This is a genomic window from Microbacterium sp. HSID17254 (assembly GCF_003989315.1).
In the GTDB taxonomy this organism is placed as follows: domain Bacteria; phylum Actinomycetota; class Actinomycetes; order Actinomycetales; family Microbacteriaceae; genus Microbacterium.
On the sequence record NZ_RBLT01000029.1, the window covers coordinates 31,823 to 48,848 of the forward strand.

9 protein-coding genes are annotated in these 17,026 nt (G+C 71.8%); all 9 read left to right on the top strand.

Annotated features, from left to right (window positions below; all coding sequences use genetic code 11):
• Positions 1 to 138: 138 nt before the first annotated feature.
• Entirely contained in the window at positions 139 to 2,202 is a 2,064-nt protein-coding gene (locus tag D8M34_RS13875; RefSeq protein ID WP_126894291.1) for an acyl-CoA dehydrogenase family protein, read from the top strand.
• Positions 2,203 to 2,300: 98 nt separating this feature from the next.
• On the top strand, positions 2,301 to 3,347 hold the full coding sequence (locus tag D8M34_RS13880) for an NAD(P)-dependent alcohol dehydrogenase (protein ID WP_126894292.1): 1,047 nt from the start codon (positions 2,301 to 2,303) through the stop codon (positions 3,345 to 3,347).
• Between the two features lie 419 nt (positions 3,348 to 3,766).
• Positions 3,767 to 4,336 carry a DNA-3-methyladenine glycosylase I gene (locus D8M34_RS13885; protein ID WP_126894293.1) on the top strand — a complete coding sequence of 190 codons (570 nt, stop codon included), beginning with the start codon at positions 3,767 to 3,769 and terminating at the stop codon, positions 4,334 to 4,336.
• A gap of 130 nt (positions 4,337 to 4,466) precedes the next feature.
• Positions 4,467 to 5,600: a serine/threonine-protein kinase gene (locus D8M34_RS13890; protein ID WP_238695665.1), complete on the top strand. Its 1,134-nt coding sequence runs from the start codon at positions 4,467 to 4,469 to the stop codon at positions 5,598 to 5,600.
• Complete coding sequence (locus tag D8M34_RS13895) at positions 5,600 to 11,518, top strand: Ig-like domain-containing protein (protein ID WP_126894295.1); 5,919 nt, start codon at positions 5,600 to 5,602, stop codon at positions 11,516 to 11,518. Before D8M34_RS13890 ends, D8M34_RS13895 begins: the two co-directional genes overlap by 1 nt.
• A 34-nt stretch (positions 11,519 to 11,552) precedes the next feature.
• The gene (locus tag D8M34_RS13900; protein WP_126894296.1) at positions 11,553 to 12,542 is read left to right on the top strand and encodes an AAA family ATPase; all 990 of its coding nucleotides are present in this window, start codon (positions 11,553 to 11,555) and stop codon (positions 12,540 to 12,542) included.
• Positions 12,539 to 13,909, top strand: a complete 1,371-nt coding sequence (locus D8M34_RS13905) for a DUF58 domain-containing protein (RefSeq protein ID WP_126894297.1) — start codon at positions 12,539 to 12,541, stop codon at positions 13,907 to 13,909. The genes D8M34_RS13900 and D8M34_RS13905 overlap by 4 nt, the downstream gene beginning before the upstream one ends.
• The gene (locus D8M34_RS13910; protein WP_126894298.1) at positions 13,906 to 16,449 is read left to right on the top strand and encodes a transglutaminase-like domain-containing protein; all 2,544 of its coding nucleotides are present in this window, start codon (positions 13,906 to 13,908) and stop codon (positions 16,447 to 16,449) included. The genes D8M34_RS13905 and D8M34_RS13910 overlap by 4 nt, the downstream gene beginning before the upstream one ends.
• A partial coding sequence (locus tag D8M34_RS13915) for a DUF5684 domain-containing protein (protein ID WP_238695666.1) occupies positions 16,446 to 17,026 on the top strand: 581 nt, incomplete at its 3' end. The genes D8M34_RS13910 and D8M34_RS13915, both read left to right, overlap by 4 nt.

A 17,026-nucleotide genomic window follows, 5' to 3' on the forward strand; every position in this document is an offset into this window, starting at 1 on the left:
GAACCTGTCGCGAGCCGACAAGGACGGGCGCAGACGGGGCGGCAAGGCGTTGGAGGATGCGGACAGGGGACTTCGTGCGGTTTTGTCGCACACCTACCATGAGAGGCATCCACTTTCGTCTCTCCGAGAGGAACGCTCATGGTCGACGCCGCCGTCCGCCCTTCGACGACACCTGACCCGCGCGAGAGCGCGACCGCCCCGCGGATCGATGTCGCCCGCCTGAACGACGCCCTCATGGGCACCTGGGGCGACGTGCGCCGCCAGGCCCGCGAGATGATCAAGGACTCCGCGTTCTGGCGGAAGGACGAGCTCGGCAAGGACGACCACCGGGAGCGCGTGCTCAGCCAGCTCCACCTCCTCGTCGACAACAAGGCCGTGCACCGGGCGTTCCCGAAGCGCTTCGGCGGCGAGGAGAACAACGGCGGCAACATCGCCGGGTTCGAGGAGCTCGTGGCCGCCGACCCGAGCCTGCAGATCAAGTCGGGTGTGCAGTGGGGGCTCTTCGGCTCCGCGATCCTGCAGCTCGGCACGAAGGAGCACCACGACAGGTGGCTCCCCGGTGTCATGGACCTGTCGATCCCCGGCGCGTTCGCGATGACCGAGATCGGGCACGGCTCCGACGTCGCCGCGGTCGGCACCACCGCCACGTACGACCCGGAGACGGAGGAGTTCGTCATCCACACGCCGTTCCGCGGAGCTGTGAAGGAGTACCTCGGCAACGCGGCGCTGCATGGCATCGCGGCGACGGTCTTCGCCCAGCTCATCACGAACGGCGTCAACCACGGCGTGCACTGCTTCTACGTGCCCCTGCGCGGCGAGGACGGCGTGGATCTGCCGGGCATCGGTCGCGAGGACGACGGTCTCAAGGGTGGACTGAACGGCATCGACAACGGCCGTCTCTCCTTCGACCAGGTGCGTATCCCGCGCACGAACCTGTTGAACCGCTACGGCGATGTCGCTGCGGACGGCACCTACTCCAGCGCGATCGACAGCCCCGGCCGCCGCTTCTTCACGATGCTCGGCACCCTCGTGCAGGGACGCGTCTCGCTCGACGGCGCCGCCTCCTGGGCCTCCGCGCTCGGCCTGCACATCGCGATCACCTACGCCACGCAGCGTCGCCAGTTCGACGGGGCGGACGGGCAGGAGGTCGTGCTGATGGACTACGGCAAGCACCAGCGCCGTCTGCTCCCGCGCCTGGCCACCACGTACGCGCAGATCTTCGCGCACGACGAGTTCCTGCAGAAGTTCGACGGCGTCTTCTCCGGTCGCACCGACACCCCGGACGACCGGGAAGACCTGGAGACGCTCGCGGCCGCGCTCAAGCCGCTGTCGACCTGGCACGCGCTCGACACCCTGCAGGAGGCCCGCGAGGCGTGCGGCGGTGCCGGCTTCATGTTCGAGAACCGGCTCGTCGGACTCCGCGCCGACCTCGACATCTACGTCACGTTCGAGGGCGACAACAACGTCCTGCTCCAGCTCGTCGGCAAGCGGCTGCTGACCGACTACGCGAAGCAGTTCCAGGGCAAGGACGCCGCGGCGCTCGCGCGCTACGCCGTCGGCATGACGGCCGGCAAGCTGTTCCACGGGGCAGGCCTCCGTCAGCTCGGCCAGGCGGTGACCGACTTCGGTCAGGTCGCCCGGTCGGTGGAGCGCGGACTGCGCGAGGAGCAGCAGCACGACCTCCTCGCGGGCCGCGTGCAGCAGATGGTCGCCGACATCGCGACCCGGCTGCGTGCCGCCGGCAAGGACAAGGTGCTCGGGGCGCGGCTGTTCAACGAGAACCAGGCCGAGCTCATCGAGGCGGCCAGGGCGCACGGCGAGCTGCTGCAGTGGGAGGCCTTCACCGACGCCGTCCACGCGATGGACGACGCCGAGACGAAGAAGGTCATGACCTGGCTGCGGGACCTCTTCGGCCTGCAGCTCATCGAGAAGCACCTCGCCTGGCACCTCATCCACGGGCGGCTCTCCACCCAGCGGGCGGCGGCGGTGTCGAGCTACATCGATCGGCTGTGCGCGCGCCTGCGTCCGTACGCGCTCGATCTCGTGGACGCGTTCGGCTACGAGCCCGAGCACGTGCGGGCTCCCATCGCGAGCGGTGCGGAGAAGCAGCGGCAGGATGAAGCCCGCGCGTACTACGCCGACCTCGAGGCGACCGGTCAGGCTCCCGTCCTGGAGAAGACCCTCAAGCGGCAGAAGCGCTGAGCGGTCGGCCCGGGCCGTACCGACGGCCCGGGCCCGCCGGACAGCGGATTCATCGACGCCGGCGGATAGTCTCGGCGAGTACCGACCCGAGGAGCATCATGTCGACCGTCACCGCCTACGCCGCCCCCGCCGAAGCCGCCCCGCTCGAGAAGACCGTCATCGAGCGCCGGGAGCTGGGCCCGCACGACATCCTCATCGACATCGCCTTCGCCGGCATCTGCCACTCCGACATCCACACCGTCCGCGGAGACTGGGGTCCGCAGCAGTACCCGCTCGCCCCGGGACACGAGATCACCGGAACGGTCGCCGCGGTGGGGTCCGAGGTCACGAAGCACGCCCTCGGCGACCGCGTCGGTGTCGGCTGCCTGGTGAACTCGTGCCGGGCGTGCGTGTACTGCCTCCGCGGCGACGAGCAGTTCTGCACGCAGGGCGCCGTCGGCACCTACGGAGCGGTCGACCGCGACGGCACGATCACCCAGGGCGGCTACTCCGAGCAGGTCGTCGTCACCGAGGACTTCGTGCTGCGGATCCCGGACGGCCTGCCCCTGGACGCGGCGGCTCCGCTGCTGTGCGCGGGCATCACCACGTACTCGCCGCTGCGGCACTGGAAGGTCGGCCCCGGCACGCGCGTCGCGGTGGTCGGACTCGGCGGCCTCGGTCACATGGGCGTGCAGATCGCGCATGCCCTCGGCGCGGAGGTGACCGTGCTGTCGCAGACGCTCGCGAAGCAGGACGACGGCCTCCGCCTCGGCGCCGACCGCTACTTCGCGACGGGCGACCGCGACACCTTCCGCGACCTGAGAGGCTCCTTCGATGTGATCCTCAACACCGTGAGCGCCGTCATCGACCTCCGCTCCTACCTCGGGCTGCTCGACGTGGACGGCACCATCGTGTGCGTCGGTGCTCCCGCGGAGGCCCTCGCCCTGAACGCGGGGTCGCTGATCGCCGGACGACGCTCCATCGCCGGCTCGAACATCGGCGGCATCCGGGAGACCCAGGAGATGCTCGACTTCTGCGCGGAGCACGGCATCACGGCGCAGATCGAGGTCATCCCCGCGTCGGCCATCAACGACGCGTACGAGCGTGTCCTCGCGTCCGACGTCCGCTACCGCTTCGTCATCGACGCCGCCACCTTCGCCGACTGACCCCGTCCCGTCCCGGTCCGTCCGTTCCGTCGCAGGATCAAAACCGCACCCCCGGTGCCTGCCTGAGGAGCGATTTCCGTCCCGCGAACATCGAGGCCGCAGAGCCGGGACGGAATAGTGTCCGGATGAGGGCCGCGCAGGCGCGGTTCTGACCCCGCGTTGGTCTCGGAGGCACCGTCTGCCGGCGGACCTCGGTCTGGTCTCCGCGTTCGGTGCGGGATGGGAAAGGTGCCGCGGATCTGCGTCGAAGGGCCCTTTTCGATCCCCCGTTGGAGGTGGGCGTCGGGGCGGGATGGGAAACGGGCCTGGGGAGGCGGGGGGAGGGGCGGAAGTGAACTCGCACCGAGGACGGGAGGACGGGGGGACGGGGGCGCGGGACCGGGGACGGGGGTGTCGGTGGGGGTGGATACGGTGAGGGGATGACCTCCCTCCTCACGGGGCCCGACTCCCGCGCGCGCTGCGCCTGGGTCGGCGACGACGCAGAATATCGCCGGTACCACGACGAGGAGTGGGGGACGCCGCTGCACGGGGACCGCGCGCTGTTCGAGAAGATGGCGCTCGAGGGGTTCCAGGCGGGGCTGTCCTGGATCACGATCCTGCGCAAGCGCCCGCGGTTCCGCGAGGTGTTCGCGGGGTTCGTGCCGGAGGCCGTGGCGGCATTCGACGACGCGGACGTGGAACGCCTCATGGGCGACTCCGGCATCATCCGCAACCGCGCCAAGATCCTCGCGACGATCGGCAACGCCCGGATCGTGGAGTCGATGGCGGACGGAGAGCTCGATGCCCTGATGTGGTCCTTCGCCCCGCCGGCGACCGGAGCACGGCCTCGCGAGTTCGCCGACGTCCCCGCGGTCACGCCGGAGTCGACCGCGCTGAGCAAGGAACTGCGACGCCGGGGTTTCCGCTTCGTCGGGCCGACGACGATGTACGCCCTCATGCAGTCCGCGGGCATGGTGGACGACCACATCGAGGGGTGCTGGAAGGCCTGACGCCTCGACGGAGAAGAGCGCGGGGCCACACGCCCTCGCCCGATATACTCGGCACATCGGGGGATCCCCCGGCGCACGACGCCGGGTGGCTGCAGGCGCGCGGTCTCCCATCAGACCGTGAGGAGCAGGAGTGGCAACGCGCATGGCAGCGACACCGCCGACGCTGGCGGGGTACAGCTACGTGCGTCCGCTCGGGTCCGGCGGTTTCGCCGACGTGTTCCTCTATGAACAGGACATGCCGCGCCGCGTCGTCGCCGTCAAGGTCCTGCTTGCGGATGCCGTGAACCCCGAGGTGCTGCAGACCTTCAACGTGGAAGCCGACATCTCCGCGCGGCTGAGCGCCCACCCGTCGATCGTCACCATCTACCAGGCGTCGATCTCGGCGGACGGGCGGCCGTACTTCGCGATGGAGTACTGCCCCGACACGATGAGCGCGCGCTACAAGAAGGCCCCGCTCCCGCTCGCGGAGGTGCTCGACATCGGCGTGCGCATGGCCGGCGCTCTGGAGACCGTGCACCGGGCCGGTCTGTTGCACCGCGACATCAAGCCGTCGAACGTGCTCATCAACTCGCTCGGCGCGCCCGTGCTGGCCGACTTCGGCATCGCCGCGGCCGTCATCGAGGAGGGCGAGGGCGAGACCATCGCGATGTCCGTGCCCTGGAGCTCCCCCGAGGTGCTGCAGGAGCGCGTGTCCGGATCCATCCCCAGCGAAGTATGGAGCCTCGGCGCGACGCTCTACACGCTGCTCGCCGGCCGCAGTCCGTTCGAACGCGCCGACCGCGGTTCGAACTCGCGCGATCAGCTCACCGACCGGATCATCAAGGCGCGCTACACCGCGGTGCCCGTCCCCGGCATCCCGCCGATCATCGACGACATCTTCGCGAGCGCCATGCACCGTGACCCCGCGAAGCGGCCGGCGAGCATGGCGGAGTTCGCGGAGAAGCTGCGCTGGGCGCAGTATGAGCTCGGCATCTCGCCGACGGCCTTCGAGGCGGCGTCGTCGGAGTGGGCGGCGGCCGCGCCGGTGAACTTCTCGGACACCGCCGTCCGCGGACCGGTCATCACGACGGTCGCACCGGACTCCCGTCGGGCCGCCCGCGCCGCTCACGCCCAGGCCGCCCCGCGCGACCGCGACGACATCCCCGCGGGCCCCCGCGGCCGCAGCCGTTCGCCGCTGGTCGTCGGCATCGTCGGAGCGGTGATCGGTGCCGCCGTGATCGCGGGCCTCGGGACCGCCGCACTGTTCCTCACCGGGGTCCTCTGATGGCAGCGGGGAACCGTGCCAGGGCGGAGGCCGCGCGCCCGTCTCGGGGGCGGCTGATCGCGCTGGTCTCCGGGATCCTCGCGCTCGTGGTCGTCGTGGCGCTCGCGGTGACGGCCCAGGGGTATCAGTCCCAGGAGGTGCCGCGACTCGAGCCCTCGGTCTGGGTCATGCGCGACAGCGGGCAGTACGCCCGCGTCAACACCGAACTCGCCGAGATCGACACGGTCCGCGACGTCGACGACCCCGAGGCGGTCTGGCAGAGCGGCTCCAGCACCGTGCTGTTCGCGCAGGGGAACCGGCAGCGGTGGGACGTCGATCCGGCCAGCCCGGCCGATCTGCTCTCCGACAGCTCGGAGGAGGGGACGCCGCTCGCTTCGCAGCCCACGCCCGCCGGGACCCGGGACGTCCTCTCCGCCGGGCCCTATGTGGCCTACCGCACCGACACCGGGCAGGTGTCGGTGTCGACCCTCGCGGCCGGAGCGGGCACGGCCCTCGTCGACCCCTTCGCGGAGGTCGAGGTCGAGGAGGGGGAGGACCCGCCGACCTACACCGCCGATGCGATCGGGCTGTCGCCGGATGGCCTGCTCGTCCTCTACTCGGCGGACGAGGGGGCCGTGCGCCGCTTCGACATCGACGAGCACCGGTTCCTCGGGGACGAGTCCCCCGTGGCCGATGCGCCGGAGGCGGGCGAGGGACTGGCGATCGCGGTCGTCGGCGAGCGCTGGGCGATGCTGCAGCCGAGCTCGGGTGCACTGTGGCTCTCCGGGCGCGATGCGGCGGTCACCCTCGACGTCACCGAGGACGCACGCCTGCAGCGCGGTGCCGCCGAGGGCGCCGCGGTGCTCGTCGCCGACTCGGACGGCCTCGTCTCCGTGGACCTCGCGTCGGGGGAGGCCGACCGGGTGGCCGAGGCCTCCGGCGTCCCCGCCGCACCGGTCACGGTCCGCGGGGAGACCTACGCGGCGTGGCTCGACAGCGGCGGTGGAACCCTGTGGAGCGCGGGGGAGACCACCCCGCTGCAGGTTCCGGACGAGACGCTCGACGCGGCCGCCATCGACCCGGTCTTCCAGGGCAACGGCGATCGCGCGGTGCTGGTCGAGAAGGGCACCGGCCTCATCTGGACCGCGCCGGAGGGCGTGCTGATCCCGCTCGAGCAGTGGAAGATCGAAGACGACACGGAGCAGCAGGAGGGCACGATCGTCGTCGAGGACGTGGCGGAGCAGCTCCCGCCCGTCGCTGTCGACGACGCGTTCGGCGTGCGGGCCGGGGAGCAGGTCATCCTCCCCGTGCTCTTCAACGATCACGATCCGAACAAGAAGGACGTCCTCACGATCGACCCGGACTCGGTCGCCTCCGGGCTGAGCGACCCCGACTTCGGGGATCTGTCGCTCGTGGCGAACGGTCAGTCCCTGGTCGTGAACGTGAAGGCGGGCTCCGGGCAGACGAGCTTCACCTACGCCGTGACCGACGGCGCCGCCGTGTCGCCCCCGGCGACCGTGACGCTGACGGTGGTCGATCCCGGGGTCAACTCCGCCCCGGTGTGGTGCGGTGTCGACGCCTGCACCCAGGAATGGCCGACACCACAGATCCTCGCCGGCGGGAGCACGATCGTCTCGGCGCTCTCCGGATGGGTGGACCCCGAAGGCGATGCGTTCGTCCTGAGCGACGCGTACGAGACGGACTCCTCGTCCCCGGTGATGGTGGCCCCGATGGCCGACGGCCGTGTCGCGATCCGGCACACCGACCCCAATGCCGCGGACGCCGTGATCTCGGTCACGGTCGTCGTGCAGGACGTGCACGGGGCGACGGCGGAGAAGACCATCGAGGTCCAGGTCAGCGGCAGTCCGGCGTTGCAGGCGTCGGCCGTCGCGGTGACCGCGCGCGTGGGCGAGCGGCAATCCCTGCGCATCTCCGATCACCTGTCCGGAGGGTCGGGCTCGTACCGCCTCGTGGACGCCGTCCAGACCGCCGCGACGGCACAGGGCTTCGAGGTCACCCCGAACGCGGCCTCCGGCACCGTCGATCTGACCGCCGCCGAGCCGGGCCAGTACGTGGTCACCTACACCGCGCAGGACGTCACGACCCAGGCCGAGCAGTCCGCGGTCATCCGGATCACCGCTGTCGACGGCTCCGCGGCGCTCGCGATGGCGCCGCTGACGGCGTTCGTCCGCGAGGGCGAGGACACGACCGTCGATGTCCTCGGCGCGGTGCAGAACACCAGCGGACGGGTGCTGCTGCTGTCCGACGCCGTGAGCTCGACGCCGCAGCTCAACGTGCGCGTGGTCGGCAACGAGAGCCTGCGGGTCAACGGCACGACCGAGGACGGCGAGCCCGGCCTAATCGGCAAGGCCACCGTCACGGTGGCGGACGGCGCGGGCGGGGCCGTGCAGGGCACCGTCAGCGTGTTCCTCACTCCGCCGTCCACGGTCACCCGGCCGATCGTCTTCCCGGATGCGGTGACGGTGCGAGCCGGTTCGCTCACGCGCATCGAAGTGGCGGCCAACGATGTGGCACCGCGCGGGGAACCGCTCCTCGTGCTCCCGGAGGTGACCGGATCCGGCGAGCCGGACGAGCTCGTGTTCGCCGACCGCAACGCGCTGCGCTATCTGGCGCCGAAGACTCCCGGCACGTACCGCCTGACGTACTCCGTCTCCCTCGAACGGAATCCGTCGCTGTCGGATGACGGCGTCGTGACGGTCACGGTCGTGCCGCCGGGCACGAACCGGGCCCCCACGCCGACGCCGCTCACCGGCCGCGTCCTGAGCGGCCAGACGGTCTCCATCCCGGTGCCGACGACCGGGATGGACGGCGACGGCGACCGCGTGGTGCTATCCGGCGTCGAGCAGCCGAAGAAGGGCGGCGGCACGGCCACCATCTCGGCGAACGGTGAGGCGATCGTGTACCGCGCGCCGGCCGGAGGCGTCGCCGGCGGCCAGGTCTCGTTCCGCTACAGCGTCCGTGATCCGCAGGGCGAGGAGGGGAGCGCGGCCGTGCGCATCGGCGTCCTCGATGCGGACGTGGACGACGCCGCCCCTGTGACCTTCAGCGACTACGTCCGCGTCGAGGCGGGATCCCGCACGCCGGTCGTGCTGGACCCGCGCTCGAACGATCTCGACCCGGCGCAGAGCGAGCTCGAGATCACCGAGCTCGTGCCGAACGCGCCGCCCGTCAAGGGGAACCCGCTGTACGACCGGCTCAACGCGCTGATCGATTCCGACACCTCGCTGAAGGACGGCCGGGTCGTGCTGCGTGCCGGCGAGACCGCCGGCACCAACTCGTACTTCTACACGGTGAAGTCGTCGCGCACGGGGAGCACGGCGCAGGGCCTCATCGTCGTGACCGTCACCGACGGCACGGTCGCCGATCAGCCGGTCATCGCGGACACCGTGCTCACCGCGCGCGACCGCGACGATCTCGCCGACCGCGGCATCGATGTCGTGACCGACAGGGTCCGCTGGCCCTCCGGCGACGTCGGCTCGCTGCGGCTGCGCCTGTGGGGAGAGCAGCCGGGCTATTCGGTGCAGGGGAACCGCATCGTGGGCACCGCGCCGAAGGAAGGCGCCCTGGTGCCCTTCCAGCTCACCGGAACGGCAGCGAACGGACGCAATGTCGCCGCCTACGGCTTCCTGCGCATCCCGGCGTTCGACGACATGCAGGTGCAGCTCGTCCCCGGTGCGACGCCGGTCGTCGTGGACGAGGACGCGGCCGTCTCCTTCGCCGTGCAGGACTACGCCGACCTCCCGTCGTCCGATGCGATCGAGATCGGCACCGGGTCGTTCACCGCCCAGCGGGCTGCCGCAGAATGCACCGCCGACGGCCCGCGCGAAGCGGAGTACCGGGCCGGCCGCGAGGCGCCGTGGTCGGACACCTGCCTGATCCCGGTGCGCCTGGAGGGGCAGAAGCGGTGGTCGTACCTCGACGTGCCCATCAGCGTCCGCCCGTCCGAGCCGCAGCTGCTGCTCTCCTCCATCTCGCACACGATCGCCCCCGGAGCGACGGAGAGCGTCGACCTCTACGCCAACATGGCCGCGTGGGAAGGGGGCCGGGAGGGCAACGCCTCCTCCCTCGAGTACCGCATCGTCTACTCCGGTTCGGCGTTCCTCGTCACGCAGAGCGGCGGGAAGCTGACGATCGAGGCGCGCGCCGATGCGCGACCGGGCAACACCGAGAACGTCAGCGTCACCGTGCCGCAGTACGGACAGCCGTCGGCGTCCGTCCGCCTCGTCGTCGGCGCGGCCCCGCCGGACGCCCCGCGGGGAGCGACCTTCACCAAGCAGTGCGTCGTCACGAGCGCCAACTGCTCGATCGACGTGGTCGACGTCGCCGGTGAGTACGATCCCTTCGCCGGGAAGCCGGGATCCGGGCTGCGCCTGATGTCGCTCGGGGCCGGCGCGCGCTGCGACGTGGCCTCGGTCTCGACAGCAGGCGCCAAGACCATCACGGCGAGCTGGCCCGGCGGCGGGCAGGCGCCCGGCGGACAGTGCGTGATCCCGTTCGTCGTGTCGGATGCGCAGGGCCGCACCGGCACCGGCACGCTCACCCTCGACCTCCAGGGGTTCCCGCAGGCCCCCGCGAGCGTCACGACGGTCGGCTTCACCCGCACGACCGTCGCGCTGGAGGTGCCGCTCGGCGAGGCGGGACGCGCGCATCCCGCGGTCTCCGGTGTGACGATCCTCCAGGACGGCGCCCCGGCGAATGCGTCCTGCAGCCCGGCCGGCGCCGTCTACCGCTGCACGGTCAACGGGCTGACGAACGGCACCCCGCACACGTTCACCGCCGCGGCCGTCAACGCCGTCGGCACCTCGGCCGCGACGTCGCCGCACACGAGCTGGGCCTACGCCGCTCCTGTCGTCTCGAACGCGACGGCCACGCCGGAGTACCGACCGGGGGTCTCCGACCGGGGACGTGGGGCGGTCCGGGTGTCGATCGACGCCGCCGACGACGCCGTCTCGTTCCGGATCGAGGAGACGGGTGAGGTCATCAACCGCACGGGGGCGACCACCACGGCCGAGATCGCGCTGTCCCCGGGGGCGCAGACGCTGACGATCGTCCCGATCAGCCAGTTCCAGCCGCCGACCGGCGGCGGCAACGAGGGCGGCGGGTTCCGCACCTCGGTGACGGTCGCCGGCTCGGTGTACTTCGACCCGGCGGCGACCCAGGCGACGGTCGTCTCGAACACGGCGGTGAACGTCTCCGGCATCGCCGCGCAGGCCAACGGCAGCGCCAAGGGAGTCCAGGTCGTGTACGTGGCGTGGCGGTCGGGCAACGTCAGCTGCACCGCACGCGGCGACGGCACGCTCGCGGTGTCCGGCGGCGAGGTGCAGTCCGAGTCCCCGTCCCTCCAGGGGCTGCGGCCGTACCAGCTGTACTCCGTCAAGGCCTGCGCCTCGAACGGCTACGGGGTGGCGGAGTCGTCCACCGCGACGGTCTTCACGTTCACGTTCGTCGACGGCCCCGGCGGCGACACGACCTACACGGTCGCGAAGGACCCCCGGCGCGACGGGAACCGCTACGAGTACGGGCTGGCCTCGGCCCCGCGCATCGAGGTGGAGAACGGGTTCGTGCCGAAGTACTACATGTACGGATCGTGGCGCGATGACTTCGCGCTCACCCCGGACTCGTCACCGGGCCAGGTCCTCGCCCGCGCCTGCCATGCCAGCCAGAGCAACTCCTGCTCCGGCGAGGTCACCATCACCGCGACGACCGCACCGACCGTGGTCAACGCCGTGTTCCAACCCTGCATGCCCGTCGTCGAGGGCGACGTCGTGACGGTGTCCGCCGCCGCACGCGGCTCGTACATCCTCGAGGCGACGCCCCTGGTCGACACTCCCGGCACCTTCGACGTGACCATCACGTGGACCGGAGCCTTCGCCACCCTCACCCCCATCACGCATCGCGTCACGGGCCTGTGCCCCTGACCGCCGAGCACACCGACACGAATACTCTTTCCCTATGCCAGCCACCGCAGCAGCCCCCGTCACCATCGCTCCCGAGCAGGCCTCCTGGTTCGCCGAGACGTTCTCGATCCTGACCGGCAACATCGAGCAGGCGATCCTCGGCAAGCGCCACGTGGTCGAACTCGTGCTCGCCACCGCCGTCAGCGGCGGCCACGTCCTCCTGGAGGACTATCCGGGAACCGGCAAGACAGCGCTCGCCCGCGCCGTCGCCCAGACGGTCAACGGGACCAGCAGCCGCATCCAGTTCACGCCCGACCTCCTTCCGGGGGATGTGACCGGCATCACGGTCTACGACCAGAAGGAGGGCACGTTCGAGTTCCACGCGGGGCCCGTCTTCGCGAACATCGTGCTCGCCGACGAGATCAACCGGGCGAGCCCGAAGACCCAGTCCGCGCTGCTGGAGGTCATGGAGGAGGGCACGGTCACGGTCGACGGCGTCACCCGGTCCGTCGGCTCCCCGTTCCTCGTGATGGCGACGCAGAACCCCATCGAGCAGGGCGGCACCTACCGGCTGCCGGAGGCGCAGCTCGACCGCTTCATGATCAAGACCTCGATCGGCTACCCCGACGAGGCGGCGACGATGCGCATCCTGCAGGGCGCCGGTCGGGCGAAGACGGTGCTCGACGGCATCGTCGACACCGACACGATCCTGACGATGGCGGAGATGTCGCGCGGGGTCTACGTGAACCCGCTGGTGTCGGACTACATCATGCGCATCGTCGACGCCACGCGGCGCGCGTCCGAGGTCCGTCTCGGGGCCAGTGTGCGCGGGGCCCTGGCGCTGTCGCGCCTGGTGATGACCTGGGCGGCCAAGAACGGGCGCACGTTCGTGACGCCCGACGACGTGCGCGAACTCGCCGTCGTCGCCCTCGCGCACCGTCTGGTGCTCGAACCGGAAGCCGAGTTCGACGGGGTGACGGCCGTGGCCGTGGTCGGACAGATCCTCCTCGACGTCGAACCTCCGCGCGAGAACGGCACTGCGTGACCTTCAGCACCGAATCCCGCCTGACGCGGACGACCGCCGGCACGAGCACGTCGACGCGGACGTCCACCGTCACGCGTTACGACCGCACGCGCCGCGGTCCCGTGCGCGGCGCGGTCTTCGGCGCGCGTCGGGTGGCCCGCTCCGTGGGGCGCGCGACGAGGGCCACGGTCGGCTGGGTCCGTGAGACGGTCACCACGGCGGGGATGCTCGTCGCCGTGGCCGTGGTGCTCGGCGTGCTCGCCGGGCTGCTGTTCGGCTGGGTGGAGGCCTGGGCGGTCGCCACGATCGCGCTCGTGCTGCTGGTGGCCTGCGTGCCGTTCATCCTCGGCGCGCATGACTACCGGATCGATCTCGTGCTCGACCGCGACCGCGTCGTCGCCGGTGCCGAGATCGGTGCGACGCTCGACGTCCGCAACAACGGCGAGCGCCTCTCGCTCCCCGGCGTCGTGGACGTGCCGGTGGGGGAGGGCCTCGTCGAGGCGCACGTGCCGCTGCTCCGACCGGGCGCGCACCACCGTGAGGAGCTGACGATCGCCGCGCACCGCCGCGGCGTCATCGACGTCGGCCCCATGACCATCACCCGCGGCGACCCCATCGGGATCCTCCGCCGAGAACTCCGCTGGCCGGACGTGCAGCGCATCCATGTGCACCCGGTGACCGTGCGGCTCCCCAGCACCAGCGCGGGCCTGATCCGCGACCTCGAAGGCACGCCGAGCACCACCCTGGTGGACGCCGACCTCTCCTTCCACGCCGTGCGGGAGTACGTCGTCGGCGACTCGCCGCGCCACATCCACTGGAAGTCGACGGCGAAGACGGGCACTCTCATGGTGCGGCAGTACGAGGAGTCCCGGCACGCGCGCATCGCCGTCATCCTCGACCTCGACCCCGAGTCCTACGCGAGCGACGACGAGTTCGAGAACACGGTCAGCGCCGCCGCGTCCCTGGCGCTGCAGGGCGTGCGGGACGGCAGGGACGTGCTCTTCTCGGTGAGCAACGAGATCCCGGAACACGGCCGCGCGGAGGTGCTGTCGATCCGCACTCTGCCCACGGTCACTCCCAAGGCGCTCCTCGACGCGACCTCCACGATCGATCAGGCGGCACGGGTGATGCGGCTCGAAGCCGTCGCCGCCCTCACGGCGCAGTCGTACCCCGACCTCTCGATCGGGTTCCTGGTGACCGGCTCCCTCCTGCCGCTCGAGCGTCTGCGTCACGCGGCGGTGAAGCTCCCGGCGGCCGTGGAGGCCGTGGCGGTGCGCAGTGAGCTCGGTGCGCAGCCGACGATGCGGACGGCCAGGGAGCTCGCGGTGATGACCCTCGGCGCGCTCGGCGACCTCCCGCAGATGCTCGCCCGCGGAGCCCTGCGATGAACGCGGCCGGCCCGAAGCGCGGGCGGCCGCGTCGCGGCAGCCTTCCCTCGGCCCTGACCCTCTGGTCGCTGGGGTACGTGCTGGCCGGCGTGCTCCTCGCCACAGCGGCCGCCTGGCCGGTCTACGAGTCGTCCCGGGCCCTCGCCGTGGGGATCGTCGGCGGCCTCCTCGGCATGGCCGTCGCCGTCGTCGCGCGCATCCTGCGCTGGGGAACGCCGCTCGCCGCGCTTGCCGCAGCCGGCGTGTACCTGCTGGTCTCGGTGCCACTGGCCATCCCCTCCGCGCTCACCTCCGTGCCCGCATTCCTCGGCGGCGTGCGGGACGCGGTGCTCGGGGTCGTGCTGGGCTGGAAGCAGATGCTCACCCTGAACCCGCCGCTGGGGGAGTATCAGGCGGTCCTCATCCCCTTCCTCGTCGTGATGCTGTCCGGCTCGTTCGTGGCCACGCTCCTCGTCTGGAGCGGGGGCAGGCGGGCGGTGGCGGCCGTCCCCGTGGTCGTGGCCATGAGCGTCTTCGGCATCGCGTTCGGCGTGAGCGGCACGTCCTCCCCGGTCTCGGTGGCCGGAGTCGAGCTCCCCGCCCCCCGGGAATGGCTGATCGGCGTCGCCGTCTTCGTGGTCTCCCTCGTCTGGCTCGTCGGACGCACGCGGCTGCAGCGCGCCGCCGCCCTGCGCAGCGTGGCGGCGGCGAACATCTCCCGCCGTGCGACCCCCGCCTGGCTCACCGTGCGCCGGCACCTCCTCTCCGCGGGGCTGGCCGTGATCGCCCTGGCCGCGGGCTTCGCGATCGCTCCCGCGTCGGCCGGCTGGTCGGACCGCTCCGTCCTCCGCGACGAGGTCGAGCCCATGGTGGTGGTGCAGGAGCAGCCGAGCCCGCTCAGCTCGTATCGATCCTGGTTCGCCGGCGGCATGCTGGACACGCCGGTCGTGCAGCTGGAGGGCGATCCCGGTGCCGTGGATCGTCTCCGTCTGGTCACCCTCGACGCCTACGACGGCGAGGACTTCCACATCGACGCCGACGACCGCTTCAGCCGCCTGCCCCGTTCGGCCCTCCCCGGCTCCGGCCGGGTGACGATGGAGATCACGATCGGCGAGGGCTACCGGGGGATCTGGGTCCCGTCGCCAGCCGGTCTCGCCGAGGCGCCCGCCTTCTCCGGGGAGCGCGCGGACGCGCTCGCCGACGGCTTCCACGTGAACGCCGACGGCGACACCGCGATCACCGTCGCCGACGCGCCGGGCGGCGGGGAGGGGCTGGTACCCGGGGATCGCTACGCCGTGCTCATCGATGCGCCGGGCAAGCCCGGTGACCTCGCAGCGCTCCAGGGCGGACGCTCGACCCTCGACACCGATCGGTACCCGGCGCTCGTCGAATGGGCCGAGATGCAGGAGCAGCCGCGGACCGGCGCCGGCTACCTCGAGGTGATCGATCGCCTGCGGTCCCGCGGCTATCTCAGCCACGCGCTGCTGGAGGACGAAGCGGCCGCCGGTTGGATCGCCGCTCTACAGCAGTCCGAGGGGTACGCCTTCGCACCCAGCTATGCCGGACACTCCGCGGCCCGCATCGAAGAGCTCTTCACGGCGCTGACCGAGCAGGAGCGGCGGGCGGGCGCCGACGCGAAGCCGGAGATGCTCGTGTCGGCGGTCGGCGACGACGAGCAGTTCTCCGTGGCCGCGGCTCTCCTCGCGCAGCACTGGGGGCTGGAGTCCCGGGTGGTGATGGGCGCGCGCCTCGCCGGCGCGGACGAGGTCCCGGGGATCCCCGCCTGCGGCGACTTGTGCACCGGCGCGAACATGAGCGCGTGGGTCGAGGTGCGCACCTCGGGGGGAGAGTGGATCCCCGTCGACACCACGCCGCAGTACGCGATGCTGCCGAGCACCCTCACCGAGGGCGAGCAGCTGCCGGAGCATCCCACGGTCCCCGAGCAGCCGCGGTCCGAGGCGCTGGACCCGCCGCAGGCGCAGAGCGACGCGAACAACGACGCGCCGCCGCTCGAGGAGCCGGCGTCGGAGGTCCTCGCCGTCCTGCTGCCGATCCTCCGGGGTGTCGGCCTCGGCCTCCTCGCCCTGCTGCTGCTCGCCCTGCCCTTCCTCGTGCTCCTCGTCGCGAAGAGCAGGCGCGCACACGCGCGCCGCACGGCCCCGGATCCCGAAGTCCGTCTGGCCGGCGCCTGGGAGGAGCTCGCCGACGTCTACGCCGATCACGACGTGCCCATGGCCGGGCAGGGCACCCGGACGCAGCGCGCGCAGTCGAGCGGTCGCGCGGCCGCGCAACGGCTCGCCGCCCTCGTGGACCGTGCCGTGTTCGCCGAGCACCCGCCGACTCGCGAGGACGCGACGGCCGCGTGGGCCCTCGTGGACGCGGAGCGGGCGGAGCTCGCCAAGACGGGGACACGGTGGCAGCGCCTGCGTGCCCGCATCCGGCCGACCTCGTTCGTGGCCAGGACGCGGTCGCTGCGCCTCCCCGGCTTCGGTGCACGACCCATGCTCGGTACGCTCGGATGGACCGGTTCACTGGATGACCGGAAGAAGGGGGACTCATGACCGCGCCCGCGGACTCCGGTCTGGCCACGATGCTCGTCATCATCGTCGGACTCGGCCTGCTCGTCGGCCTGGCCGTCTACGTCTGGTACGCCCTCGCGCTCTCGCGCCTGTTCCCCCGGATCGACGGGGAGGGGTGGAAGGGCTGGGTGCCCGTCCTGAACGAGGCCGAGATCCTCGCACGCGGGGGAGTGCCCGCCTGGTCGGTGGTGTTCTACTTCATCCCGATCGTCCAGCTCTACGGGATCTACCTCAAGGTCGTCGCGACCCACCGGATCAACCGGCGCTTCGGACGGGGCGCCGGCATGACGGTGCTCGCCATCCTGCTGCCGCCGGTCTGGGCGACCGTCCTCGCCTGGGGCCCCGCCCCCTATCCCGAGGGCGACCGTCTCGCGGCGCTCCAGCCCGGGCCGCGCCGCAGCGCTCCGCCCGCGACGGCCCCTGCGCGTGATGCCTCGGGGTACACGATCCCCTCCCTCGCCCCGGCCGGGACCGGATCTCCGGAGACGCCGTCCCTGATCTTCCCCGACTACGCCGCGCCGCCCGCCGTGGTTCCCGCCCCCAGCGCGCCGCCCGCCGA

Bases quoted from the DNA above. Each gene is read 5' to 3' on its own strand.
- D8M34_RS13875 (WP_126894291.1), top strand. From the start codon at position 139: ATGGTCGACGCCGCCGTCCGCCCTTCGACGACACCTGACCCGCGCGAG.
- D8M34_RS13880 (WP_126894292.1), top strand. From the start codon at position 2,301: ATGTCGACCGTCACCGCCTACGCCGCCCCCGCCGAAGCCGCCCCGCTC.
- D8M34_RS13885 (WP_126894293.1), top strand. From the start codon at position 3,767: ATGACCTCCCTCCTCACGGGGCCCGACTCCCGCGCGCGCTGCGCCTGG.
- D8M34_RS13895 (WP_126894295.1), top strand. From the start codon at position 5,600: ATGGCAGCGGGGAACCGTGCCAGGGCGGAGGCCGCGCGCCCGTCTCGG.
- D8M34_RS13900 (WP_126894296.1), top strand. From the start codon at position 11,553: ATGCCAGCCACCGCAGCAGCCCCCGTCACCATCGCTCCCGAGCAGGCC.
- D8M34_RS13910 (WP_126894298.1), top strand. From the start codon at position 13,906: ATGAACGCGGCCGGCCCGAAGCGCGGGCGGCCGCGTCGCGGCAGCCTT.